General features: G+C 63.3%; 22 protein-coding genes. 14 read left to right on the top strand and 8 right to left on the bottom strand.

Annotated elements, in window-relative coordinates; genetic code table 11:
* Positions 1-153: 153 nt before the first annotated feature.
* The 7 genes from secA to B597_RS28205 all read left to right on the top strand — a co-directional run bounded on the left by secA (position 154) and on the right by B597_RS28205 (position 10,057).
* Positions 154-2,892, top strand: coding sequence for a preprotein translocase subunit SecA (secA, locus tag B597_RS28240; RefSeq protein ID WP_003294598.1), 2,739 nt, complete (start codon positions 154-156; stop codon positions 2,890-2,892).
* A 112-nt stretch (positions 2,893-3,004) separates the two neighbouring features.
* Positions 3,005-4,222 (top strand): bifunctional glutamate N-acetyltransferase/amino-acid acetyltransferase ArgJ, encoded by a 1,218-nt coding sequence (argJ, locus tag B597_RS28235; protein WP_003294600.1) that lies wholly within the window; start codon positions 3,005-3,007, stop codon positions 4,220-4,222.
* A gap of 338 nt (positions 4,223-4,560) precedes the next feature.
* Entirely contained in the window at positions 4,561-5,502 is a 942-nt protein-coding gene (locus tag B597_RS28225; RefSeq protein WP_003294603.1) for a Nudix family hydrolase, read from the top strand.
* A gap of 195 nt (positions 5,503-5,697) precedes the next feature.
* A complete protein-coding gene (gene ahpC / locus B597_RS28220) occupies positions 5,698-6,261 on the top strand; it encodes an alkyl hydroperoxide reductase subunit C (protein WP_003294604.1) in 564 nt (187 codons plus the stop codon).
* 121 nt (positions 6,262-6,382) lie between these two features.
* Positions 6,383-7,945 carry an alkyl hydroperoxide reductase subunit F gene (gene ahpF / locus B597_RS28215; RefSeq protein ID WP_024161723.1) on the top strand — a complete coding sequence of 521 codons (1,563 nt, stop codon included), beginning with the start codon at positions 6,383-6,385 and terminating at the stop codon, positions 7,943-7,945.
* A 218-nt stretch (positions 7,946-8,163) separates the two neighbouring features.
* Positions 8,164-9,291 carry a DUF3182 family protein gene (locus B597_RS28210; protein WP_003294608.1) on the top strand — a complete coding sequence of 376 codons (1,128 nt, stop codon included), beginning with the start codon at positions 8,164-8,166 and terminating at the stop codon, positions 9,289-9,291.
* Entirely contained in the window at positions 9,278-10,057 is a 780-nt protein-coding gene (locus tag B597_RS28205; protein WP_003294610.1) for an alpha/beta hydrolase family protein, read from the top strand. The genes B597_RS28210 and B597_RS28205 overlap by 14 nt, the downstream gene beginning before the upstream one ends.
* 131 nt (positions 10,058-10,188) lie before the next feature.
* On the opposite strand, the gene B597_RS28200 is transcribed toward B597_RS28205, so the two are convergent.
* Genes B597_RS28200 through B597_RS28180 form a run of 5 tightly spaced genes read right to left on the bottom strand, consistent with a single transcriptional unit; the run spans position 10,189 to position 15,755 of the window.
* Positions 10,189-11,217 (bottom strand): ion transporter, encoded by a 1,029-nt coding sequence (locus B597_RS28200; protein ID WP_003294612.1) that lies wholly within the window; start codon positions 11,215-11,217, stop codon positions 10,189-10,191.
* Positions 11,210-11,800: a cob(I)yrinic acid a,c-diamide adenosyltransferase gene (locus tag B597_RS28195; RefSeq protein ID WP_003294614.1), complete on the bottom strand. Its 591-nt coding sequence runs from the start codon at positions 11,798-11,800 to the stop codon at positions 11,210-11,212. Before B597_RS28195 ends, B597_RS28200 begins: the two co-directional genes overlap by 8 nt.
* A gap of 16 nt (positions 11,801-11,816) precedes the next feature.
* Complete coding sequence (locus B597_RS28190; RefSeq protein WP_003294615.1) at positions 11,817-13,832, bottom strand: sensor histidine kinase; 2,016 nt, start codon at positions 13,830-13,832, stop codon at positions 11,817-11,819.
* Between the two features lie 44 nt (positions 13,833-13,876).
* Positions 13,877-14,785 (bottom strand): putative 2-dehydropantoate 2-reductase, encoded by a 909-nt coding sequence (locus B597_RS28185; RefSeq protein WP_024161722.1) that lies wholly within the window; start codon positions 14,783-14,785, stop codon positions 13,877-13,879.
* Between the two features lie 4 nt (positions 14,786-14,789).
* Positions 14,790-15,755 (bottom strand): GGDEF domain-containing response regulator, encoded by a 966-nt coding sequence (locus B597_RS28180; RefSeq protein WP_003294616.1) that lies wholly within the window; start codon positions 15,753-15,755, stop codon positions 14,790-14,792.
* 156 nt (positions 15,756-15,911) lie between these two features.
* Between B597_RS28180 and B597_RS28175 the strand changes: the two genes are divergently transcribed.
* Positions 15,912-16,391, top strand: coding sequence for a YajQ family cyclic di-GMP-binding protein (locus tag B597_RS28175; protein WP_003294618.1), 480 nt, complete (start codon positions 15,912-15,914; stop codon positions 16,389-16,391).
* An 86-nt stretch (positions 16,392-16,477) separates the two neighbouring features.
* The gene (locus B597_RS28170; RefSeq protein ID WP_003294619.1) at positions 16,478-17,302 is read left to right on the top strand and encodes a mechanosensitive ion channel family protein; all 825 of its coding nucleotides are present in this window, start codon (positions 16,478-16,480) and stop codon (positions 17,300-17,302) included.
* Positions 17,303-17,367: 65 nt separating this feature from the next.
* Here the strand turns inward: B597_RS28170 and B597_RS28165 are convergent, their stop codons facing one another.
* Positions 17,368-19,068, bottom strand: coding sequence for an AmpG family muropeptide MFS transporter (locus B597_RS28165; protein ID WP_003294621.1), 1,701 nt, complete (start codon positions 19,066-19,068; stop codon positions 17,368-17,370).
* Positions 19,069-19,106: 38 nt separating this feature from the next.
* Positions 19,107-19,466, bottom strand: coding sequence for an MGMT family protein (locus B597_RS28160; RefSeq protein ID WP_003294623.1), 360 nt, complete (start codon positions 19,464-19,466; stop codon positions 19,107-19,109).
* 124 nt (positions 19,467-19,590) lie between these two features.
* Here B597_RS28160 and B597_RS28155 point away from each other — a divergent pair, with 124 nt between their 5' ends.
* On the top strand, positions 19,591-20,595 hold the full coding sequence (locus B597_RS28155) for a DUF481 domain-containing protein (RefSeq protein ID WP_003294624.1): 1,005 nt from the start codon (positions 19,591-19,593) through the stop codon (positions 20,593-20,595).
* 23 nt (positions 20,596-20,618) lie between these two features.
* Here the strand turns inward: B597_RS28155 and B597_RS28150 are convergent, their stop codons facing one another.
* A complete protein-coding gene (locus tag B597_RS28150; protein WP_003294626.1) occupies positions 20,619-21,377 on the bottom strand; it encodes an SDR family oxidoreductase in 759 nt (252 codons plus the stop codon).
* Positions 21,378-21,481: 104 nt separating this feature from the next.
* On the opposite strand from B597_RS28150, the gene B597_RS28145 reads away from it, so the two are divergent.
* The 4 genes from B597_RS28145 to groL all read left to right on the top strand — a co-directional run bounded on the left by B597_RS28145 (position 21,482) and on the right by groL (position 25,021).
* Positions 21,482-22,189, top strand: coding sequence for a HugZ family pyridoxamine 5'-phosphate oxidase (locus tag B597_RS28145; RefSeq protein WP_003294627.1), 708 nt, complete (start codon positions 21,482-21,484; stop codon positions 22,187-22,189).
* A 131-nt stretch (positions 22,190-22,320) separates the two neighbouring features.
* On the top strand, positions 22,321-22,779 hold the full coding sequence (locus B597_RS28140; protein WP_024161721.1) for an FxsA family protein: 459 nt from the start codon (positions 22,321-22,323) through the stop codon (positions 22,777-22,779).
* A gap of 250 nt (positions 22,780-23,029) precedes the next feature.
* Positions 23,030-23,323, top strand: a complete 294-nt coding sequence (locus B597_RS28135) for a co-chaperone GroES (protein ID WP_003294630.1) — start codon at positions 23,030-23,032, stop codon at positions 23,321-23,323.
* 48 nt (positions 23,324-23,371) lie between these two features.
* Entirely contained in the window at positions 23,372-25,021 is a 1,650-nt protein-coding gene (groL, locus tag B597_RS28130; protein WP_003294631.1) for a chaperonin GroEL, read from the top strand.
* The last annotated feature ends 98 nt before the right edge of the window (positions 25,022-25,119 follow it).

Genomic DNA, 25,119 nt, shown 5'->3' with positions numbered 1-25,119 from the left:
GGGCTGCCGGGTGACAGTGCCGCTTGCCGCGTCACTGTGCTGCGCAGTCAGGCGGCTTTCCTCACTGCCGATTCCGAGTAGAATGGCCGCTTTGCACGTAGCCGTGAGCTCCACGGTCGTGCCTCCATCCCCAGCATGGAAGTCCTTGTCGATATGTTTGCGCCTTTATTGAAGAAACTCTTTGGAAGCAAGAATGAGCGTGAAGTCAAACGCATGCTCAAGGCGGTGCAGGCCGTCAATGCCCTCGAAGAGCAGATGCTGTCGCTCTCCGACGAGCAACTGCGCCTCAAGACCGAAGAGTTCAAGGCCCGTCTCGAGAAAGGCGAAACCCTCGACCAGATTCTTCCCGAAGCCTTTGCGGTGTGCCGCGAAGCCGGCAAACGGGTCATGGGCATGCGCCATTTCGACGTTCAGCTGATCGGCGGCATGACCTTGCATGAAGGTCGCATCGCCGAGATGCGCACCGGTGAAGGCAAGACCCTGGTCGCGACCCTGGCGGTGTATCTCAATGCACTGGCCGGCAAGGGCGTGCACGTGGTTACGGTCAACGACTATCTGGCCCGTCGTGATGCCAACTGGATGCGCCCGCTCTATGAATTTCTCGGCCTGACGGTCGGCATCGTCACGCCGTTCCAGCCGCCGGAAGAAAAGCGCGCCGCCTACGCTGCCGATATCACCTACGGTACCAACAACGAGTTCGGCTTCGATTATCTGCGCGACAACATGGCGTTCAGCCTGGAAGAGAAGAACCAGCGCGAGCTCAATTTCGCCGTCATCGACGAAGTCGACTCCATCCTCATCGACGAGGCGCGCACGCCGCTGATCATCTCCGGCCAGGCCGAAGACAGCTCCAAGCTCTACCAGCAGATCAACCTGCTCATTCCACGCCTCAAGCAGCATATCGAGGAAGAGGAGGGCGTCGTCACGCAGGAAGGGCACTTCACGGTCGACGAAAAGACGCGTCAGGTCGAGCTGAACGAGCAGGGCCATCAGCACATCGAGGAGATGCTGACCCAGGCTGGTTTGCTGGCCGAGGGCGAGAGCCTGTATTCGGCGCACAACCTGGGGTTGCTGACCCATGTCTACGCCGGTCTGCGGGCTCACAAGCTGTTCCATCGCAACGTCGAATACATCGTGCAGAACAATCAGGTGCTGCTGATCGACGAGCACACCGGTCGCACCATGCCGGGCCGTCGTCTTTCCGAAGGCCTGCATCAGGCCATCGAGGCGAAGGAAGGGCTGCAGATCCAGCCGGAAAGCCAGACGCTGGCATCCACCACCTTCCAGAACTATTTCCGCCTGTACAAGAAACTGGCGGGCATGACCGGAACGGCCGACACCGAGGCGTTCGAGTTCCAGCAGATCTACAACCTGCCGGTGGTGGTCATCCCGACCAACAAACCGCTGGCGCGCAAGGATTTCAACGACCTGGTGTATCTGACCCAGGAAGAGAAATTCGCCGCGATCATCGCCGACATCAAGGAATGCCGTAGTCAGGGCCGTCCGGTGCTGGTCGGTACCGCGACCATCGAATCATCCGAGTACGTCTCGCGCCTGCTGGAGGCCGAAGGCTTCGAGCACAAGGTGCTCAACGCCAAGCACCATGACAAGGAAGCCGAAATCATCGCCCAGGCCGGTCGGCCGGGCGCGGTGACCATCGCCACCAACATGGCCGGCCGTGGCACCGACATCCTGCTCGGCGGCAACTGGGAAGTGGAAGTCGCAGCGCTTGAAAACCCCAGCGAAGAACAGGTCGCGCAGATCAAGGCGGACTGGCAGAAGCGTCATCAGCAGGTGCTCGAAGCGGGTGGCCTGCATGTGATTGCATCCGAGCGGCATGAGTCGCGTCGTATCGACAACCAGTTGCGCGGTCGTGCCGGCCGCCAGGGCGACCCGGGCTCCAGCCGTTTCTACCTGTCGCTGGAAGACAGCCTGATGCGCATCTTCGCCTCCGACCGGGTGAAGAACTTCATGAAGGCGCTGGGCATGGAATCGGGCGAGGCGATCGAGCACCGCATGGTCACCAATGCCATCGAAAAGGCGCAGCGCAAGGTCGAGGGTCGCAACTTCGACATGCGCAAGCAGCTGCTCGAGTACGACGACGTGGCCAACGAGCAGCGCAAGGTGATCTATCACATGCGCAACAGCCTGCTGGCGGCCGATGAAATCGGCCAGACCATCGCCGAGTTCCGTCAGGAAGCGCTGGATGCCGCGATCAGCGCGCATATTCCGCCGCAATCGCTGCCGGAGCAGTGGGATATCGCCGGCCTCGAAGCGGTACTCTACAGCGACTTCGGTACGCGCTTGCCGGTCCAGCAGTGGCTCGACGAAGACGAGAAGCTCTACGAAGAGACGCTGCGCGAGAAGATCCTCGAAGCGCTGCTGGCCGCCTACCACGAGAAGGAAGAGCTGGCTGGCATCGAAGCGCTGCGCACCTTCGAGAAGCAGATCGTGCTGCGTGTACTGGATGACCTCTGGAAAGACCACCTGTCGACCATGGATCACCTGCGCCACGGCATCCACCTGCGCGGCTATGCACAGAAGAATCCGAAGCAGGAATACAAGCGCGAGTCCTTCACGCTGTTCCAGGATCTGCTCGAGTCGATCAAGCGCGACAGCATCCGCGTGCTCTCGCATGTGCAGGTTCGTCGCGAAGATCCGGCCGAAGAAGAAGCCCGTCTGCGCCGCGAGGCCGAGGAACTGGCCAAGCGCATGCAGTTCCAGCACGCCGAGGTTTCCGCCCTGGATCAGCCGGACGAGCAAGCCGAGGTCGAGGGGCAGGCCGATGTCGCCGCGGTTCCGGTGCGGACCGAACCCAAGATCGGTCGCAATGAGCCTTGCCCGTGCGGGTCGGGCAAGAAATACAAGCATTGCCACGGGCAGGTCCAGTAAGACGCGCTCGCCTGGTAATTCCGCGCCGCGACCGGCCTCTGCCGCTCGCGGCGTTTTTGTCGCATTCCCCTTTTTGGCCTGTTGGCCACCCATTGTCTGAAGGAGCGCATCCATGCCTGTCGGTCTTGGTCCTTTACCCACGCTGCACCCGGTACCCGGTTTCGAACTCGGCATCGCTTCGGCCGGCATCAAGCGACCGGGCCGCAAGGATGTGGTGGTGATGCGCTGTGCCGAGGGCTCGCGCATCGCCGGGGTGACCACCACCAACGCCTTCTGTGCTGCGCCGGTGCTCATCACCCGTGAGCGCATGCATGGCCCGGTGCGCTACCTGCTGACCAACACCGGCAACGCAAACGCCGGCACCGGGTTGCAGGGACTGGCTGATGCCCGGCACACCTGTGCCGCGCTCGCGGCCATCACCGGCGTCGAGGAGACGGCCGTGCTGCCTTTCTCCACCGGCGTGATCGGCGAGCCGCTGCCCGTGCAGAAGATCGAGTCGGCATTGCAGGCCGCTCTCGATGACCTGGCGGCGGACCACTGGGCCGAAGCCGCTGTCGGCATCATGACCACCGACACACTACCCAAAGGCGCCAGCCGGCAGTTCCAGCACGACGGCGTGACCGTCACCGTCACCGGCATCAGCAAGGGCGCCGGTATGATCCGTCCGAACATGGCGACCATGCTTGGCTACATCGCCACCGACGCCAAGGTTGCCGATGGCGTACTGCAGGATCTGGTGCGTGATGCGGCGAACAAGTCGTTCAACCGGATCACCATCGACGGCGACACCTCCACCAACGACTGCTGCATGCTGATCGCCACTGGCCAGGCCGCTCTGCCCGAGATCACCGAGGCGGCCGGCGAGCTGTTCGGCAAGCTCAAGCAGGCGGTGTTGGAGGTCTTCATGGAGGTGGCGCAGGCCATCGTCCGCGACGGTGAAGGCGCGACCAAGTTCGTCACAGTGCAGGTCAACGGCGGCGGCAATCACCAGGAGTGTCTGGACGTGGCCTATGCGGTGGCCCATTCACCGCTGATCAAGACCGCTCTGTTCGCCTCCGATCCGAATTGGGGGCGCATCCTCGCCGCCGTCGGCTATGCCGGCGTGCCTGACCTGGATGTAAGCAAGATCGACGTGTTCCTCGGTGAGGTCTGCATCGCCAGCCAGGGCGGTCGCTCGCCCAGCTATACCGAAGAGCAGGGCGCGGCAGTAATGGCCCGTGAGGAAATCACCATCCGTATCGAGCTCGGACGTGGAGACTGCAGCGAGACGATCTGGACCACCGACCTGTCGCACGAGTACGTGAAGATCAACGCCGAATACCGGACCTGATCACCATCGCTCCCGTCGTGCATGGCCCATGGGCGACGGGGATTTGCCATTCGCGCCCCTGGCTCTTAACGTCCGCTGATTTACCTGAACGCCATCCGAGGCGCATTGGCACACATGACTCTGCAAACGGCGGTCGCTGACAAGAATCAGCCTGCCCCCTGGTCGTTGCGCGCAGCCTTGGCCCTGGAGCTGTCCGGTGCCGATGCCTTCTACGCGTCACCGCGCCTGCGCAACTATCGGCCGGCCCTGCCAGGGACGGCTGCGAGCGCTGTCGAGACCATTCCAAAGTGGCCAGCCTTGCAGTGCTGGCATCAAGCTGCTCTGCAGGAGGTGCGAGTGTGAAGCGTATTCATGTCGCCGCGGCCGTCATTCGCGGTGTCGCTGGAAGCGTCCTGATCGCCAAGCGTCCGCTGGACAAGCATCAGGGCGGCTTATGGGAGTTTCCCGGAGGCAAGGTCGAGGCTGGTGAGCGGGTCGAGGCAGCGCTGGCGCGCGAACTGCTGGAAGAATTGGATATCGTGGTCACGGCTGCACGCCCTCTGATCCAGGTGCGCCACGATTACCCGGACAAGCATGTGCTGCTGGATGTCTGGGAAGTAACCGGCTTCACTGGCGAGCCGCACGGCGTAGAGGGCCAGCCGCTGATGTGGGTGGCGGCCGATGCTCTCGTTTCTTACCGGTTCCCGGACGCCAATCGGCCCATCGTGGCGGCGGCGCGCCTGCCGCAGCATTACCTGGTGACCCCGGATGGGCTTGCTGGCCAGCGATTGCTGGACGGGCTGTGCAGAGCCATGGACCAGGGGATTCGTCTGATCCAGCTGCGCGGGCCATCGCTTTCGTCCGGTGACTATCGGTTGCTGGCCGAGAAGGCGCTTGCCCTGTGTGCCGGTCGGGCACAACTCATGCTCAAGGGGCCGCTGGAGTGGATGGCCGACTTTCCTGATGCGGGCTGGCATCTGACGGCCGAACAGCTCAGGCAGTATGCCGGGCACGGCCGGCCAGTAACGAGCCGGCAATGGCTCGCGGCGTCCTGTCACGATGCCGAGGAGCTGGAACTGGCCACCCGCTTGGGGGTAGATTTCGTCACGTTGTCGCCCGTGCAGGCGACGGCCAGCCATCCCGATGCGACGCCGCTGGGTTGGCCCCGTGTCGCCGAGTTGCTGCTAGGCTTCAGCCAGCCGGTCTACCTGCTGGGTGGTCTGGGTAGTGCAGACGTCGAGCGTGCCGTCGAAGTCGGTGCGCAAGGTATTGCGGCGATCCGCTCGCTCTGGCCGGATTGAACCGCTGGCGCCATCACCGGTCACTGCGGTTGTCGTACTGAGCTGGCGACACATGATTAAATGTTTCTGCGATAGATAAAGGCAATTGGCGCTATTCCATTAATCAATTAACGGTATGCTGCTGGCTGCGTTATCGTAGGCCCCGTCAAAGTTTTCTGAACCCCTAGTTTTCTGAACCCCTAAAGGAGTTAGCAGATGTCCCTGATCAACACCCAAGTTCAACCGTTCAAAGTCAATGCCTTCCACAACGGCAAGTTCATCGAAGTCACCGAAGAGTCCCTGAAGGGCAAGTGGTCCGTGCTGATCTTCATGCCGGCTGCCTTCACCTTCAACTGCCCGACCGAAATCGAAGACGCTGCCAACAGCTACGCCGAGTTCCAGAAGGCCGGTACCGAGGTGTACATCGTCACCACCGATACCCACTTCTCGCACAAGGTCTGGCACGAAACTTCGCCGGCCGTCGGCAAGGCTCAGTTCCCGCTGATCGGTGACCCGACTCACCAGCTGACCCGTGCTTTCGACGTGCACATCGAAGAAGAAGGCCTGGCTCTGCGTGGCACCTTCCTGATCAACCCGGAAGGCGTGATCAAGACCGTCGAGATCCACTCCAACGAGATCGCTCGCGACGTATCGGAAACCCTGCGCAAGCTTAAGGCTGCTCAGTACACCGCCGCTCACCCGGGCGAAGTCTGCCCGGCCAAGTGGAAAGAAGGCGAGAAGACCCTGGCTCCTTCGCTGGACCTGGTCGGCAAGATCTAAGGCTTCGCCTATCTGCCCTGCGTGCTGGAGGAGCTGTCACTGCTCCTCTGGCAACCCAACGCCTGGACGTGAACCGTCCGGGCGTTTTATTTCCTGAATTCCGAACGGGGTACCGCTGCTCATGTTGGACACCAATCTCAAGACCCAGTTGAAAGCCTACCTGGAGAAGGTCACCCAGCCCTTCGAGATCGTCGCGTCCCTCGATGACGGCGAAAAATCCCGGGAAATGCTGAGCCTGCTGCAGGACATCGCCGGCCTCAGCGACAAGATCACCCTGAAGACCGACGGCGACGATGCACGCAGGCCGTCGTTCTCGCTCAACCGCATCGGCGGCAGCATCAGCCTGCGTTTCGCCGGCATCCCCATGGGCCACGAATTCACCTCGCTGGTGCTGGCCCTGCTGCAGGTCGGCGGTCATCCGTCGAAGACCGCACCCGAGGTGATCGAGCAGATCAAGGCGCTCGACGGTGACTACAGCTTCGAGACGTACTTCTCGCTGTCCTGCCAGAACTGCCCGGACGTGGTTCAGGCACTGAACCTGATGGCGGTGCTGAATCCGAACATCAAGCACGTCGCCATCGACGGCGCGCTGTTCCAGGACGAAGTGGAAAAGCGCCAGATCATGTCCGTGCCGAGCATCTACCTCAATGGCGAGCTGTTCACCCAGGGCCGCATGAGCGAGGAAGAGATCCTCGCCAAGCTCGACACCGGCTCCAGCGCGCGTGATGCCGAGAAGCTCAAGGCCAAGGACGCCTTCGACGTGCTGGTGGTCGGCGGTGGCCCGGCCGGTGCCGCAGCGGCCATCTACGCGGCGCGCAAGGGCATCCGCACCGGCGTCGCGGCCGAGCGCTTCGGTGGCCAGGTGCTGGACACCATGGCCATCGAGAACTTCATTTCGGTGAAGGAAACCGAAGGCCCGAAACTGGCCCGCGCGCTGGAAGAACATGTGCGCGAGTACGACGTCGACATCATGAACCTGCAGCGCGCCAGCCAGCTGATCCCGGCCGGCAACGACGGCCTGCATCGCGTGCAGTTCGAGAACGGCGGCGAGCTCAAGGCCAAGACCCTGATCCTCGCCACCGGCGCGCGCTGGCGTGAAATGAACGTGCCCGGCGAGCAGGAATACCGTGGCCGTGGCGTCGCCTACTGTCCGCACTGCGACGGCCCGCTGTTCAAGGGCAAGCGTGTGGCGGTGATCGGTGGTGGCAACTCCGGTGTGGAAGCGGCCATCGACCTGGCCGGCATCGTCGCCCACGTCACCCTGCTGGAATTCGGCGAGCAACTGCGCGCCGACGCCGTGCTGCAGCGCAAGCTCAACAGCCTGCCCAACGTCACCGTGTTGAAGATGGCGCAGACCACCGAGGTCAAGGGCGACGGCCAGAAAGTCACCGGCCTGGTCTACAAGGACCGCGCCAGCGAAGAAACCCACCACGTCGAACTGGAAGGCATCTTCGTGCAGATCGGCCTGCTGCCCAACAGCGACTGGCTCAAGGGCACCCTGGAGCTGTCGCGCTTCGGCGAGATCATCGTCGACGCCAAGGGCCAGACCAGCATCCCCGGCGTTTTTGCCGCCGGCGATGTGACCACGGTGCCGTACAAGCAGATCGTGATCGCCGTGGGCGAAGGCGCCAAGGCCTCGCTGAGTGCCTTCGATCACCTGATCCGCACCTCCGCACCGGCCTGATCGGTGCATAGCTGAACGAAGGGGGAGCAGCCGTCAGGCTGCTCCCCTTTTTGCATTCTCCTGGGCGGCCGGGACGTTTGCCTGTACGCGAGGATCGTTGCGCCGTGCCTGAGGTCTACTCCGGTACACCGTGCTACGGCTCAGGTGGAAGCGAGCGCTCGCGATGGCCAGGAGGCTCCGGGCGCGCATGTCGAGCAGTCCATGGAGCTGTCCACGAAATGATGAATGCGCAAACCCTGCAGAATTCGCGCAGGGTCGTACTGACCTATGCCAACCGGCCCCGCGAGCCGCAGCACGAAAGAGTCGTCCATGCCGCCCTGGCCGAGCGCCTGGCTGCCCTGCTGGGGTTGAGCTATGGCGGCGACTACGATCCGACTCGCCGCTATGATGCCCAGCCGTACCTCGTACCCTCTGGTACGGTGATCGGTCTGCACGAAGCCCGGGCGCTGGGACTGGGCGAGGAAGACGACCTGTTCGGCGGTGTCGTGCCGCAGGCGTTCGTCGAAACCAAGGCCATCACCCACCCTCTGGTGCGCCCGGATGCCGTCGCTCCGGTCGGCTGGTCGCGCGATTTCAGCGCTCGGGTCAAGGGCAGTGTACTCGCCGGCTACAGTGCCTTCAGCCTGGACGATGCCCGAGATGCAGGACGGCGACTGCTGCATGAGGGGCCGTTGCGGATCAAGCCGGTACGTGCCACCGGCGGGAGGGGCCAGCAACGGATCAACGATGCTGATTCGCTCGACCAGGCGCTGTCTGCACTGGACGAGCGCGAGCTGGCGCACTACGGGCTGGTTCTGGAGGCGAATCTGGACCGGGTCACCACGTTCAGCGTTGGCCAGGTTCGGGTAGGTGGTCGCCTGGCCAGCTACTACGGTACGCAGCGCCTTACCCAGGACAATGCCGGCAACGAAGTGTATGGCGGCTCCGACCTGATTGTGGTCGATGGCGATTTCGAAGCGCTGCTGGCGCTCGATCTGTCGGAAACCACTCGCCTGGCGGTCAGCCAGGCTCAGGTATACGACGAGGCGGCCTCGGCGTGCTATCGACAGTTCTTCGCATCGAGGCGCAACTATGACATCGCTCAGGGCATCGACGGCCGCGGCCAGCCAAGGTCCGGCGTGCTGGAACAGTCCTGGCGTATCGGCGGCGCCAGCAGCGCAGAGATCGCCGCGCTGGAAATCTTCAAGCAGGGGGCGGCGGGACGGGCCGTACGGGCGTCTTCGCTCGAACTCTATGGCCAGCAGCAGCGCGTACCGGCCGGAGCCAGCGTGCTTTACCGGGATGAGGACATCGAGGTTGGCTTCATCACCAAATGCGTAATGGTGGAGGCATATGGCGACCCATAGCGAGACGGTGGACATCCTGGTCGGCGACGAACATATCGCCGGTACCTTCCTCTCCCCGCCGGCGAAGATGCCCGGCGTGCTCTTCGTTCATGGCTGGGGCGGCAGCCAGCAACGCGATCTGGCGCGCGCGCGAGGCATTGCCGGGTTGGGTTGCATCTGCCTGTCGTTCGACCTGCGCGGGCATGCGCAAACCCGTGCACAGCAGGAAACGGTGACGCGCGAGCAGAATCTCGACGACTTGCTGGCTGCCTACGATCTGCTCGCCCGGCATCCGCATATCGATCCCTCCGCGATCGCCGTGGTGGGAACCAGCTATGGTGGCTACCTGGCAGCCATTCTGACCTCGCTGCGGCGGGTGAAGTGGCTGGCGCTGCGCGTGCCCGCGTTGTACCGCGACGACGACTGGGATCTGCCCAAGCGGCAACTGGACCGCCTGGTGCTCAATCAGCTGCGCAGCCGCCGGGTGATGCCGGAAGAGAACCGAGCCCTGGCTGCCTGCGCGGCGTTCCGCGGCGACGTGCTGATCGTCGAGTCGCAGCACGACAGCTTCGTGCCCCACGAAACCATCATGAGTTACCGCGCGGCCTTCCAGAACACCCATTCGCTGACCCATCGCATCATCGATGGCGCCGACCATGCCCTGAGCGGCGAGCACTGTCAGAAGGCCTACACCACCATCCTGGTCGACTGGGCCACCGAAATGGTCATCGGTGCACGTCTGGAGGAAAAGTCCGGCGCCGGCTTCAAGGCGGTCGACGAGCAGTAGCCTGGGTGAGCGCAGCGAGGCCCGACGGGTGAGGTGTCGGCGCTGCATCCGGGCAGCAGAAAGCCTGTACACGCGGCCTTGCAAGCGCTGTGCTTAGGCCTGCGGCGCACACGAAAGCATTGTGAGCGCACTCACTCCGGTGGTGTCGGCGCAGGCGATGGACCGACGAAGCGGCTCCAGCGACGATCGAGCACCTGCTGCTTGAGGACCTCGATGACGTCGACCAGCAACTCCTCCAGCGCCAGATCGGTGTGCTCGTCCTGATACACCCAGGCGTCGAAAAACTCGTCAGCCAGATTGCCTGCCAGTGCCTGGAACTGCGGACCGCGCAGACCTTCGACGGCGCCTTGCAGGAGGCGCGCGGCGATGTCGCCGAGGGCGTCGTCCAGCGTCCTGGCCAGGTGGTTGCCCAGCGGCAGCCGGCGCAGTTTGTGCAGCTCCGGATTGTCCTGCAGCGCCTGGTGGATCAACTGGCTGACGTAGCCCTCGATGGCGCCCCGATTGTCGCGGTAGCCGGTTTCCAGCATGCCCCGCAGGCGCCGCGAGATATCGCTAAGCAAGCGCTGTTTGCGAGGCCGGACCACCTCCTGCAGCAGCCGGCGGGACAGGTCATCGCTGGCGCCGATCTCCTGTTGCAGACGGCCGAACAGACGCACCATGACCCGGTCGGAAAGCTCTTCGATCAGCAGGTAGTAGTAGCGGCTGAACAGGCCGTAGATGGCCCAGCCGCGCATGTCGATCAGGCCCAGCCGCTGCAGGCGGATCAGCAATGCACCGACGCGCAGTACCCGCAGCCAGCGCAGCCCGGCCAGCGGGATGCAGCCGAGCACGTCGTACCAGTGGGCGAAGGGGTAGTAATACCAGCGTGCATAGCGGCGTTCGAAGAGGGCTACCGTCCAGCCGAGCAGTACATCGAGGACGAAGACTGCCACGAAGGCCAGGTCGATGTACTGGAAGTTGTGGTGGACCTTCTGCTGATAGGTGTCGTGCAGGCTTGGCAGCAGGCTGGACAGGGCGGTATTGACCGGTTGCAGGGCGAACAGGCTGTCGAACAGGATCAGTGCCAGGTTCAGGCACGCCAGCAGGACGATGAACGCCTCCCAGGCGGCGTGCAGCCCGTCGCGGCGCCGTGCCAGTTGCTCTACGGTCCTCTCATTCATCCGCTGCGGTTGCCGTGGAGGCGGGCTGCCAGAGAATCTCCCCGCAGCCTTGGCGACGCGCGATCAGGCGAGCGGCGACGAACAGGGCATCGGAAAGCCGGTTCAGGTAGGCCAGCAGCACCGGGCGCAGTGTTTCGCTGGCATTCAGCTGCTGGCAGCGGCGCTCGGCGGTACGCGCCATGCTGCGACACAGGTGGGCGAGGGCGATCAGCCGGGACCCGCCCGGCAGGATGAACTCCTTCAGAGGGCCGAGTTCCTGATTCCAGCGGTCGATGGCCTGCTCCAGTCGCTCGATCTCGACTTGCTGGAGAGCCTGGTAGTCGGGCATCGCCAGCTCGCCGCCGAGATCGAACAGGCGGTGCTGGCAGGGGCCGAACACGCTGATCAGCTCGTCGAGAGCGGGCCACTGCAACTGAACCTCGGCCAGTTCGGCGAGCAGCAGACCGAGTTGGCTGTTGAGCGTGTCGACTTCACCCATGGCCTCCACGCGCGGGTGATCCTTGGCAACCCGGCGGCCGTCGCCGAGGCCGGTTTCGCCACTATCGCCGGTACGTGTGTAGATCTTCGACAGCCTATTGCCCATGTATCTGCTCCTTGGTTCATGCCGCCGTCGGCTCGCCGGGCGAGCTCAGTGGCAGGCGCAGGGTGAAGGTGGAGCCATGGCCAGGCTGGCACTGCACCTCCATCTGACCCTGATGGTTGTTGGTAATGATGAAATACGAGACTGAAAGACCCAGCCCGGTTCCCTGGCCGACTTCCTTGGTGGTGAAGAACGGCTCGAAGATGCGCTTGCGGACATTCTCCGGGATGCCGCCGCCATTGTCCTCCACCTGGATCTCGGCCCATGGCGGATTCAGCCGGGTACGCAGGGTGATCTGGCCGGGAGCCTCGCCCTGGTGGGTGTGGATGGCCTGGGCGGCATTCTTCAGCAGATTGAGCAGGACCTGTTCGAGTTCGTTGCCGATGCAGGGCACCCGGTCGATCTGCGGATCGAAATCACGAACGATGTCGATCGCCTTGAAGTCGAAGCCCTCCATCAGAGCGAAATCGTTGCCGGCGATCTCCAGCGCCTGGTCGATCAGCATCGGCAGATGACAGTCGGCCAGCTGGCGGTTGCTCATGCGACTGAAGCTGAGCATGTGGCTGACGATCTTCGCTGCGCGCGAGCCGGCCTGCTGGATGCCGTCGAGCAACTGCGGCACTTCGCGACGCTGCAGATACTGATTGACCGCCTCCAGCCGCACACCGGTCTCGTCAGCCGCGTCCCGGTTGCGTTCGAGCTCCGGCGACAGCCGGCGGCGGATGTTCTGTGCGTTGTGCAGGATGGCGCCGAGCGGGTTGTTGATCTCGTGGGCCATGCCGGCCGCCAGGCTCCCTACCGAAAGCATCTTCTCCGACTGCACCATCATCTCTTCCATGTTGATGCGTTGCGTGATGTCGTCGATACGGATCACCACGCCGCGGCCACCGACACCGGTCAGCGGGTAGAAGGTCAGTGCGTAGTGGTGCGGGTCGTCGTTGCGCAGCCAGGTGACGCGCTCGATCTTCTCCACCACATGCTGCTCCGAGGTGCGTCGAATCCGCGCGAGGAAGGGCTTCAGCGGCTCGAAGGCGACGAATACCGGCTGGTTCAGGGCATCGTCCAGCGGCGTGCCGGAAAGCGCGCTGGCTTCCTGGTTCCATTGGGTGACGTACAGCTGCTCGTCGAGGGCGATGAGTGCCGAGGGCATCGAGTCGATGATGCTGTTGAGGTACTTCTGAAAGCCGGTGAGCTTCTGCTCGATCTTGCTGCGCACCTGGACTTCCAGCTCCAGCTTGCGATTGGAATGGCGGGTTTCCTCGGCCAGGCCCTGGGCGTGATCGAAAGCCTCCTGGGCATCGTCGCGGGCGCGCTTGAGCTGTTGCTCGCGGGCTTCCATGCGCGAAAGCATGGTGTTGAATGCGTCTGCCAGACGGCCGATCTCGTCCTGGTTGCCGGGCTTGGCGCGCAGGGAATAGTTTTCTTCCCGAGTGACCTGACGCGATAGCGCCTCGAGATCCCGGATGGGGCGGGTGATGAGCTGGCGGATCTGCCTGGCGACCAGGATCCAGAGCAGCAGGCTGACCACCAGGATCGCCAGGCTGGCGGTCAGCGTGCCGGTGTAGAAGGCCCCTGGCAGTTCGCTGCTGGCGACCATCAGCAGGTGGCCAGCGCTGCCGTCCGGCTGCGGCAGCCGGACCAGCAGATTGGCGCGGATCTCGCTGGCGCGCCAGTGGGCAACCTCGCTCAGCTTTTCCGGCAGGAGCAGGCGATCGCCCTGTTGAGCTTGCGCCAGGCTGTTGCCGTTGCGGTCATAGATGACAGCCGCACGCAGCGGTGCGTAACCGTCCAGGCGCTTGAGCAAGGCGCTGGCCGCTTCCGGTGAGGAAAGCGCGCGGGTGCTCAGCTGTTCCGTCGCGAACAACTCGCCAAGCGTGTGCATGGCCTGCGGCGCCACGCTCTGTCGCGAGATCCAGTAGGCCGCGCTGATGAATGTGAGGTTGGACACCAGCAGGACGGCGGCCAGCAACACCAGCAGGGCGAGCAACAGTTTGCGGCCGACCGGCAGGTTTTCGAGGCGTTGGCGCAGGATCATTGGCGGGTACGCTGCAGCAGAGGTCTCAGCAGGGTAGCCGCGCCTCAGTGGGTGGGCAATCCACGCTGGCGCAGGTATTCGCAGAGTCGGCGGTGCAGCTCGCGCAGCTTTGGCACCGGTAACCCCAGGCTGTCGGCCGTGGCACAGGCGTGGCCGAGCAAATAGGCGATCTCCGTGCGGCGGCCAAGTCGAACGTCCTGATGCATTGACGAGTAGTTCGCGGCCGTCGCTTCTATTACCCGCAGCACCTCGACTTGCAGGTCGCATGCGGCTGCCGATGCATTGGCCTCGAGCAGTTCGCCGAGTTCTTCGCAGAGCGCGTCGAGCTGTTCGCGATGCTGCAGCAGTTCGCCGTTGCGGCAGTCGTGGAGCACGCTAAGCGGATTGATGGCGCAGTTCAGGGCGAGTTTGCGCCAGAGCCGGGTGAGGATGTCGCTGCTCCATATATGCGCAATACCGGCACGCTCCAGCTCATCCAGCCAGGACGGCGCGTCGCCCCCGCCGGGGTCGCCCAGCCAGTTCTGGCCGCGGCCGGCGAACACGACGCTGAAGTCGGCCTCGCGATAGGCACCTTCCGTGCTCGATACGAAGATGCAGCGCGCCTGAGGCCAGCGCTCGGCAATCGCTTGCTGGCTGCCGAGGCCGTTCTGCAGCAGCAGTATCTCGCCACCGGGCACGAGACGAGATACCACCTGGGCGATGGCCGCCTCGGCGTCATAGGCCTTACAGGCCACCAGCAGCCGTTCGATCGGGACGGGTGTGTCGGGCAGTTCCGCCGGTATCCGCTGCACGCTGCTGCGGCCGTCCTCTTTCAGATTGAGCCCGCCGCTGCGTTGATACTCGCCCAGGCGTTGCGCCGAGCGCAGGATGAGCCGTACCGGTACAGCGGCGCGCGCCAGGCGCGTGGCCCACAAGCTGCCGAGCGCACCCGCTCCGAGGATGTGCCAGGTCACCGGCTCATACCGACTGCTTCAGCCGCAACGGGACGATGCGGCCGGTGCTGTAGGCGTCCGGCAGCAGGCTCGCTGCGCGTTCGATGATGGTCTGGGGGGTGATGGGCAGCGCATCGATATCGAGGGTGATCAGGCTGATTCCCGCCTTGATCGAGACGAAGCCCTCGCTGGTCTTCATTGCACGCAGATTCAGGCCCTCGTGCAGGCGCTTGAAACTGCTCGGTGAGCAGCTCTTGAGGTCGCTGACCTGCGCCAGCAGGCCGAACTGGCTGTCATCGATCCGGCACACCACATCCAGGGGGCGGACGAGCTGCTGCAGGCGGCTGGCAATGGCGCAGAGGATCTCCGCGTAGAGTTCTTCGCCGTGGCGCTCGCGCAGCGCATCGGCATTCGCCAGGCCGATCTGCAGGTAGTACAGCGCGCTGCCTCGATTTTCCATTTGCCGCAGGCTGGCCGCCAGGCGCTGATGCAGGTAGCGACAGTTGCCCAGTCCGGTCAGCGGATCGTGCAGGCTTTGCTGCTCCAGGCTGGCGACACTTTCAGCCAGCTGATGGTTTTCCTGCTTCAGGCGCTGCAGGGAAGCACATAGCCGGTCGGCAGCGAAGATTCTCGGCAGCAGCTGCTCGCTCATCGCCGACTTGCTGATGAAGTCATCCACGCCATGATCGAACGCCTGGCCCAGGGCGTTCTCGCTGTCGCGCCCGGTGAACAGGATGATGTAGCTGTAGTGACCGCTCGCGGCATCACGTTGGCGAATCTGTCCGGTGAGTTCGAGGCCATCCATCTCCGGCATCAGCCAGTCCGCCAGCAGGACGTGGGCGGGGCGTTGCGCGTGCTGCGCCAGCGCGTCGGCGGCGCTGCTGGCGAAGCGGATATCCTGATAGCCGGCTTTGCTCAGTGCGCGACCGATCATGACGCTGGAGAACTTGGCGTCATCGACGACGAGGATGCTCAGGTGAGGGTTGGGCATGGCGCGCTCGATCAATTGTTGGGGCGTCCTGTCACTCCAGGCCGTAGGGCGGGCGCTGACACGTCTAAGCGTTATAATGACTGCGCTTTCATACCGTCAAGACATGCGCGCTCGGCTCATGCGGTCCGTCGCGCTTCAGTTAAGTGGAGGAATATCATGCCCTCGTTCGACGTGGTGTCCGAACTGGACAAGCACGAAGTCACCAATGCGATCGATAACGCCATCAAGGAACTGGATCGACGTTACGACCTGCGTGGCAAAGGCAGCTTCGAGCAGAAGGACCTGACCGTGCAGTTGACGGCAGACGCCGAATTCCAGCTGGAACAGATGCTGGAGCTCCTCAAGCTGAGTCTGGTCAAGCGCAAGATCGATATCCAGTGCCTGGAAATCAAGGACGCCTACGCTTCCGGCAAGACCATGAAGCAGGAAGCCGTGCTGCGCGAAGGCATCGACAAGGAGCTGGCGAAGAAGATCGTCGCGTACATCAAGGACGCCAAGCTCAAGGTGCAGGCCGCGATCCAGGGTGAACAGGTACGCGTGACCGGCAAGAAGCGCGACGATCTGCAGGAAGCCATTGCCCTGCTGCGTGGCCATGAGTTCGGAATGCCTCTGCAGTTCAACAACTTCCGCGACTGATTCCCGCTGCGCCGCGGCGCATGTTCTATCCCCCCGCTGTTATCGGTGTCCGGCCTGCCGGCACCGATCCCCGAAGGAGTATTTTCATGGACCTCTCTGTCGACTATCTGGTCGATCTTTCCGAATCCTGGCTGCCCGTGGTTCTGCAATACGGTGCACAGGTTCTGCTTGCCCTGCTGACGCTGCTGCTCGGCTGGTGGCTGATCAATACGCTGACCGGCAAGGTCAGCAGCCTGCTGCAGCGTCGCAAGGTCGACCCGACCCTGCATGGCTTCATCGGCAGTCTGGCCAGCATAGCGCTCAAGGTGCTGCTACTGATCAGCGTAGCGTCGATGATAGGTGTGGAAACCACCTCGTTCATCGCGGTGATCGGCGCCGCCGGCCTGGCCATCGGCTTGGCGTTGCAGGGCAGCCTGGGGAACTTTGCCGGTGGCGTGCTGATCCTGCTGTTCCGTCCGTTTCGCGTTGGCGAGTGGATCGAGGCGCAGGGTGTCAGCGGCACCGTCAACTCCATCCAGATTTTCCACACGGTACTCAAGACCGCTGACAACAAGACCGTGGTAGTGCCCAACGGCGCGCTGTCGAACGGGCATATCACCAACTATTCTCGCGAGCCTCGGCGCCGCGCCGACATCAATGTCGGCATCGACTACAGCAGCGATATCAAGCTGGCGCGCCAGATCCTGCTGGAGATTGCCGAAGATCCGCGTGTGCTGCGCGACCCCGAGCCGGTCGTGTTCGTTACCGGCCTGGGTGACAACGCGGTGAACCTGTCCTTGCGCGTTTGGGTGGCGACGGAGGACTTCTGGCCGGTGACGTTCGGTTTCACCGAGCTGGTCAAGGAGCGCATGGCCGCCGCCGGGGTCGGCATTCCCTTCCCGCAGCGTGTGGTGCACCTGGTACAGAGCTGAGGTTCATGCACGCATCAAGAAGCCGGCATTTCGCCGGCTTCTTCGTTTCAGGCTGATTCGCTGTATCAGGAGTGTTCCGAGGTCGCTTCGTGTTCCACGGCACCGGGCTGCTGTCGGCTCCGGGTCCACTGCCAGACGATCAGCACCAGGGTCGGTACTCCGAGCAGGGCGGTAACCAGGAAGAAGTTGCTGTAACCGAGGTTTTCCACCATGACGCCGGAATAACCGCCGAGCAGGCGCGGCAGCAGCAGCATCAAGGAACTGAGCAGCGCATATTGGGTGGCCGAGAACTTGAGGTTGGTCAGGCTCGACAGGTAGGCGACGAAGGCTGTCGACGCCAGTCCACCGCTGAAGTTGTCGCAGGAAATGGTGACGACCAGCATCTGCAGGTTGGCGCCCATTTCCACCAGCAGCATGAACATCAGGTTGGTCGCCGCCGAGGCGACGCCGCCGATGAAGAGGATCGGCAGGATGCTGAAGCGCACGATCAGCAGGCCGCCGAATGCCGCGCCGAGCAGGGTCATGATCAGCCCGAACAGCTTGCTGACGCTGGCGATCTCGTCCTTGGAGAAGCCCTGGTCGATATAGAACACGTTGGCCATCACGCCCATCACGGTGTCCGACATCCGGTAGGTGGCGATCAGCCCGAGCAGCAGCAGCGCCTGCCAGCGGTAACGCATGATGAAGTCGGTGATCGGTGTCAGCACCGGCCCCATGAGGATGCGGCCTGGGCCTGACAGGCAGCCCCAGCAGATCAGCAGGTACATGGTGCCGCGCGGCCAGTAGCCGCCCCAATAGGATTGGAACATGCCGGTCGTGGATACCATCAGGATGATCAGCACGATGACCGATACCGCCTGATGAGCGAAGTCGAACCGTGCCGGTCGCTGGCGTTGCTTGGCTTGGCTGAAGATATGCCGTACCGGCACGAACAGCGCCCGGCCCATGGGTGAAATACTGCCGAGTATGAACAGCGCATACAGCGTCGCTCGCGGCCACGCCTGGGCGATCAATGCATTGATCATCGCCGGTATGGAAATCAACAGCACGAGCAGCAATCCGACCGCGGCGAGCTGGTGGTTGAAGCTGTAGCATGACGGCTCGTTGGGCAGCGGTGCGGCGCCATCCGGCTCGCGGATCACCAGGCTGGTGATCAGGCCGGGCAGGATCAGCAGGGCGAAAGCCAGATAGGTGGTGGTCCAGGCCGCCTGGTTGTAGTCGTGGCTACTCGAGCCGAGCCATTCGGCGAGGAACAGGGCGCCGGCACTGGCCAGCAGCATGGCGATGCGGTAGCCGGTCATGTAGCTGGCCGCCAGGGTCGCCTGCAGTTTGTCTTCGGCTATTTCCAGGCGATAGGCATCGATGGCGATGTCCTGGGTGGCCGAGGAAAACGCCACCATCACCGCCAGCGCGATGAGCATGGTGAGGTTGTGTTGCGGATTGCACAGCGCCATGCCGATCAGACCGATGGCGATCAATCCCTGCGACAGCACCAGCCAGGAGCGCCTGCGGCCGAGCGCGCCGATCCAGGGAAGACGCCACTGGTCGAGCATGGGCGACCACACCCACTTGAACGCATAGGCCAGGCTGATCCAGCTGGCGAAGCCAATGGTTTCACGCGAGACACCCGCTTCGCGCAGCCACACCGAGAGGGTGGAGAACACCAGTACAGCGGGAAGACCAGCTGCGAAACCCAGCAACAGCAGGGCCAGCGTGGCGGGGCTGGCATAGGCGGCTAGCGCAGCGCGCCAGGTTTCACGGGACATACATCGAGGTTCTGTACAGTTTGGACGAAGGGCGCACTCTAACCGCTGTGCTCCGTCGAATGCCAGCCGTGCCGACGCATGTCCACCCGGTCGTTGACGATGCTCAGCCCTTCTGCGCGCAGGCGCATGCGCTGCTCATGCCCAGCCGGGGAGCCGGCTGGCAGGCTGAGCCGGCCACCAGCGGCGATCACCCGGTGCCAGGGCAGGCTGGTGCCGTCCGGCAGTTGCGACATCAATCGGCCGACCCAGCGTGCTGCGCGACCGAGCCCGGCCATTGCGGCCAATTGGCCATAACTCACGACCTTGCCGTATGGAATCTGCGACATCACCAGATAGACGGCTGCACGACGCGTCTCGGCATCGGCGGAGGGTGGCAGCAACGGAGTGTGCTCGTTCATGCTGGTGCTTCCAGTCGGGGCTTGGCGAACTCCTGTTCCATTCGGCGGTCCGTGCTTGCTGTGGTTAAAGGCATAAGGATAATGCCAGCCTTTCAATCGATCCCGGCCAGAATCCCGTACATATATGTTCTCCAGAACCCTGCTTTGCGTGACCCTTTCCACTTTTGCCCTGCCAGCGCTTGCCGACACCGTGTGGCTCAAGAACGGTGACCGCCTGACCGGCAAGATCAGTGTGCTCGACGGCGGCAAGCTGCTCATCGAGACCGAATATGGTGGCTCGATCCCGCTGAAGTGGAGCCAGATCGCCACGCTGGAGAGCGACCAGAAGTTGCTCGTCAAACAGGACGACGTGAGCGGTGAGGTCGCCCAGGCGCTGCAGGCCGCCGAGCGGGGCAAGGTCACGCTGGTCAACGGCGCCGCGCCGCGTACGGTGGAATTGGCGAGCATCACGCAGATCATCCATCCCAAGCCGCTGATCCAGGATTTCACCTGGAGCGGCAATGTGGATGTGGCGATGGATTACAAACGCGCCGATACCGATACCGATGACTACGACGTCTCCTTCGATACCAAGGCCCGGCATGGTTTGTGGCGACACAACGGCACCGGCAACTACAACCGGGAATACCGCGACGGCGTCACGGTCACCGACAACTGGGACGCCGAATACGCGCTGGACCGATTCATCGACGAGCACTGGTTCTGGCAGGGGCGCCTGAGCTACAAGCGCGACCAGATCGAAGACGTGCGCCGCCAGCGCACCATCGGTACCGGTCCGGGTTATCAGTTCTGGGACGATGACCTGGGCGCGTTCTCGCTGGCCGGGCTGATCAACCGCAGCGATTACGAGTTCTCCGATGGTGACAAGGAGAATTTCTACCTGGCGGCGATGAAGTGGGACTACAACCGCTATCTGGTGGGCAAGACCTTCGAGCTGTTCAGCACTGGCGAACTTGGCAAGCCGCTGGAAAACGTCGCCGATTATGCCCTCGATGCCGAAGTCGGCCTGCGCTACAAGGTGACCGACTGGGCCTCGCTGAACATGAAGGCGGAGAAGGACATCATCAGCGGCGCGGACGACGATCTGGACGAGACGCGCTACAGCATCGGCTTCGGTGTGGGCTGGTAAAAAAAGCAGCGGCTTGCGGCTGCCTAGAGTCGCAAGCCGCCATCCAGCTCCAGGATGCGTCCGGTGTAGTAGTCGTTCTCGAAAATGTAGGCCACCGAATGGGCGATCTCGGCCGGCTTGCCCATGCGCCGCAGCGGAATGCCGGCGGTCATCTTTTCCAGTGCTTCGGGCTTCATGCTGGCGACCATTTCCGTCTCGATGAAGCCCGGCGCCACGCCAGCCACGCGAATGCCGTAACGGGCCAGTTCCTTGGCCCAGACTACCGTGGCCGAAGCCACGCCAGCCTTGGCGGCAGAATAGTTGGTCTGGCCCATGTTGCCGGCGCGGGAGATGGAGGAGATGTTGATGATCGCGCCCTCGCTTTTGAGCTCGACCATCTTCGCCGCGACCTCGCGGGTGCAGAGGAACACGCCGGTGAGGTTGACGTCGATCACCGCCTGCCACTGGGCCAGGCTCATCTTGCTGATCTCGCCGTCGCGGACCTTGAGCAGCAGGCCGTCGCGCAGGATGCCGGCATTGTTCACCAGCCCGTGCAGGCCACCGAAGTCTTCGGCCACGCGAGCGACCATGTCGGTCACCTGCTCCTCGTTGGCGACATTGCACAGGTAGGCGCGTGCCTCTCCGCCGGCTGCCTTGCACGCAGCCACGGCTTCGTCCAGGCGTTCCTGATTGAGGTCGACCAGTGCCAGTCGAGCGCCCTTGCTCGCCAGGTGCTCGCCCATCGCGCGGCCCAGACCCTGTCCGCCGCCGGTGACGATGATGACCTTGTCTTGAAGCTGCATGCTCATCTCCTTGTTGTCGTTCTGCTGCGGAAAACGACGTCCGCCGGGGAAACCGTTATGCTGAGCGCACCGTCGAAACGAAATCGCCTCTCGAGGAGCCCCAGGTGAGCGCCGAAGCCAGCAAGCATGCCCGACTACTCCTGCTCAAGGAATACCGCGGCGTGCTCTCCACCCATTCCCAGGCCATGCCCGGATTTCCGTTCGGTTCGGTGGTGCCCTATTGCCTGGATGCCAGCGGCCGGCCGCTGATCCTGATCAGCCGCATCGCCCAGCATACCCGCAACCTCAAGGGCGATGGGCGCTGCTCGTTGCTGGTCGGCGAGCGTGCCGCCGACGACGTCCAGGCGGCCGGGCGACTTACCCTGCTGGCCGAGGCGCGGCAGCTCGACGGGCCTGCAGCGATCGAAGCGGCCGCGCAGCGCTATTACCGCTATTTTCCCGAGTCACGGGATTATCACCGCGTGCACGACTTCGACTTCTGGGTGCTCGATCCGGTGCGCTGGCGCTACATCGGCGGCTTCGGCGCGATTCACTGGCTGGACCAGGTCGCACTGGCCAACCCGTTCGCGGTCGAAAACGGGGAGGTGGAGCGGAGCATGGTCGAGCATATGAATGAGGATCATGCCGCCGCCATCGCCCATTACGTCGAGCAGGCCGGCCTGCCACGCAGCCCGGCGGCGCAACTGGCCGGCATCGACAGCGAAGGCTTTCATCTGCGGATCGGCCAGGCGCTGCACTGGCTTGCCTTTGCGGCCCCTTGCGAGACGCCCGTGGCGGTGCGCCAGGCGCTGGTGGCTTTGGCCCGCAGTTGAGAGGATTCAGCCTGGCTTCAGGCGCGAGGTGCATAATCCGGTTACAGGCTGTTTTCCATGCGGGTTGAATTAGGCCTGCGATGCCGTCATCTACAGAGGACTGGAAGCTGATCTTCCGTCAAGGACCCTCGATGCGAATCTTCTTTGTGCTGTTCCTGTTGTTTCCACTGGCCGAGCTGTACGTACTGATCAAGGTCGGCAGCTCCATTGGTGCGTTGGCGACCATCCTGCTGCTGGTGCTCAGCGGGATCGCTGGCATCCTGCTGCTGCGCCTGGCCGGTTTTGCTACCGCCTGGCGCGCACGCGAACGGCTGGCTCGAGGTGAGCTGCCCGAGCGCGAGATGCTGCAGGGCCTGATGATGGCCATCGGCGGGGGGCTGTTGTTCCTGCCCGGGTTCATCAGCGACGTGCTGGCGCTGATCGTGCTCTTTCCGCCGACGCGCAATTTCCTGTTCCGCATGATCAATCGGCGGATCGAGGCCCAGGTACGTCGTCAGCGTGCCTTTGCCGATGACCTGCAGGCGCGCTCCGGCCCGCAGCGGCCCAACGTGATCGAAGGCGAGTGGGAGCGTCGCGATCGCGATAGATGATCGACTTTGGCAGGGCAACCGGCATGCCATCGAGCATGCCTATTTTCGTTTCCGGCCATGAAAATTTCATCTGCGCCCCTTGAAATGTTCCTGAGCGCCCGCATGTAGCGGACACCGCAAGGTCGCTGTCGTGTTCGACAGTCCGTCTTCTGCGGCTCGCATTGCGGGCCGCAACCGGCACCGCCGGATTTGCCCAACCCGCCGATGAAGGGTCATCGGCATGGAACCACTCTACTAGGAGAGATCGACAATGAAGCTTCGTCCTCTGCATGACCGCGTCGTGATTCGTCGCAGCGAAGAAGAAACCAAGACCGCAGGCGGCATCGTCCTGCCGGGCTCCGCTGCCGAGAAGCCGAACCGTGGCGAAGTCGTTGCTGTCGGTACCGGCCGCGTGCTGGACAACGGCGAAGTACGCGCGCTGGCCGTCAAGGTCGGTGACAAGGTGGTGTTCGGCCCTTACTCGGGCAGCAACACCGTCAAGGTCGACGGCGAAGACCTGCTGGTGATGAGCGAGAACGAAATCCTCGCCGTCGTCGAAGCCTGATCAACCGCGAATCTCCGTAAATAATTCACGAATTGAGGATCAATCAACATGGCTGCTAAAGAAGTCAAATTCGGCGACTCCGCACGCAAGAAGATGCTGGTCGGTGTGAACGTCCTGGCCGACGCCGTCAAAGCGACCCTCGGCCCGAAAGGCCGTAACGTCGTGCTGGAAAAGAGCTTCGGTGCTCCGACCATCACCAAGGACGGCGTGTCCGTCGCCAAGGAAATCGAGCTGAAGGACCGCTTCGAGAACATGGGCGCCCAGCTGGTCAAGGACGTTGCGTCCAAGGCCAACGACGAGGCCGGTGACGGCACCACCACCGCTACCGTTCTGGCCCAGGCCATCGTCAACGAAGGCCTGAAGGCCGTTGCCGCCGGCATGAACCCGATGGACCTCAAGCGCGGCATCGACAAGGCCACCATCGCCATCGTCGCCGAGCTGAAGAACCTGGCCAAGCCGTGCACCGACTCCAAGGCCATCGCCCAGGTCGGCACCATCTCTGCCAACTCCGACTCCTCCATCGGTGACATCATCGCCGAAGCCATGGAGCGCGTAGGCAAGGAAGGCGTGATCACCGTCGAGGAAGGTTCGGGTCTGGAGAACGAGCTGTCCGTCGTCGAAGGCATGCAGTTCGATCGCGGCTACCTGTCGCCGTACTTCATCAACAAGCCGGACACCATGGTCGCCGAGCTGGACAGCCCGCTGCTGCTGCTGGTCGACAAGAAGATCTCCAACATCCGCGAACTGCTGCCGGTGCTGGAAGCCGTTGCCAAGGCCGGTCGCCCGCTGCTGATCGTTGCCGAAGACGTCGAAGGCGAAGCCCTGGCCACCCTGGTGGTCAACAACATGCGTGGCATCGTCAAGGTCGCTGCGGTCAAGGCGCCTGGCTTCGGCGATCGCCGCAAGGCCATGCTGCAGGACATCGCCATCCTGACTGGCGGTACCGTGATTTCCGAAGAAGTCGGCCTGAGCCTGGAAACCGCTACCCTGGAGCACCTGGGTAACGCCAAGCGCGTCGTGCTGAACAAGGAAAACACCACCATCATCGACGGCGCCGGCGCTCAGGCCGACATCGAAGCTCGCGTGGCGCAGATCCGCAAGCAGGTCGAGGACACCTCCTCCGACTACGACAAGGAGAAGCTGCAAGAGCGTCTGGCCAAGCTGGCTGGCGGCGTTGCCGTGATCAAGGTCGGTGCCGGTACCGAAGTCGAGATGAAAGAGAAGAAGGCCCGCGTTGAAGACGCCCTGCACGCGACCCGTGCTGCCGTCGAAGAAGGTGTGGTCCCTGGCGGTGGTGTCGCGCTGGTGCGTGCTCTGCAGGCTATCTCCGAACTGAAGGGCGAGAACGAAGACCAGAACGTCGGTATCGCGCTGCTGCGTCGCGCCGTCGAAGCGCCGCTGCGCCAGATCGTCTCCAACGCCGGCGGCGAGCCGAGCGTGGTGGTCGACAAGGTCAAGCAGGGTGAAGGCAACTACGGCTTCAACGCCGCTTCCGACACCTATGGCGACATGATCGAGATGGGTATTCTCGACCCGGCCAAGGTGACCCGTTCGGCGCTGCAGGCTGCAGCGTCCATCGGCAGCCTGATGATCACCACCGAAGCGATGATCGCCGAAGTGGCTGAAGACAAGGCCGCTGGCGGCATGCCGGACATGGGTGGCATGGGCGGTATGGGTGGCATGGGCGGCATGATGTAAGCCGACCGGCCCTTAGCTGCAAAAAGAACCCCGCCTCGTGCGGGGTTTTTTTATACCTGGGAAACGAGCGTGCCTCTCGGCGGAAAGCACCGTTCGTC

Source organism: Stutzerimonas stutzeri KOS6 (assembly GCF_000307775.2).
Taxonomy (GTDB): domain Bacteria; phylum Pseudomonadota; class Gammaproteobacteria; order Pseudomonadales; family Pseudomonadaceae; genus Stutzerimonas; species Stutzerimonas stutzeri_B.
The sequence above is the reverse complement of the archived record's forward strand: the minus strand, read 5'-3'. Positions and strand labels throughout refer to the sequence as shown.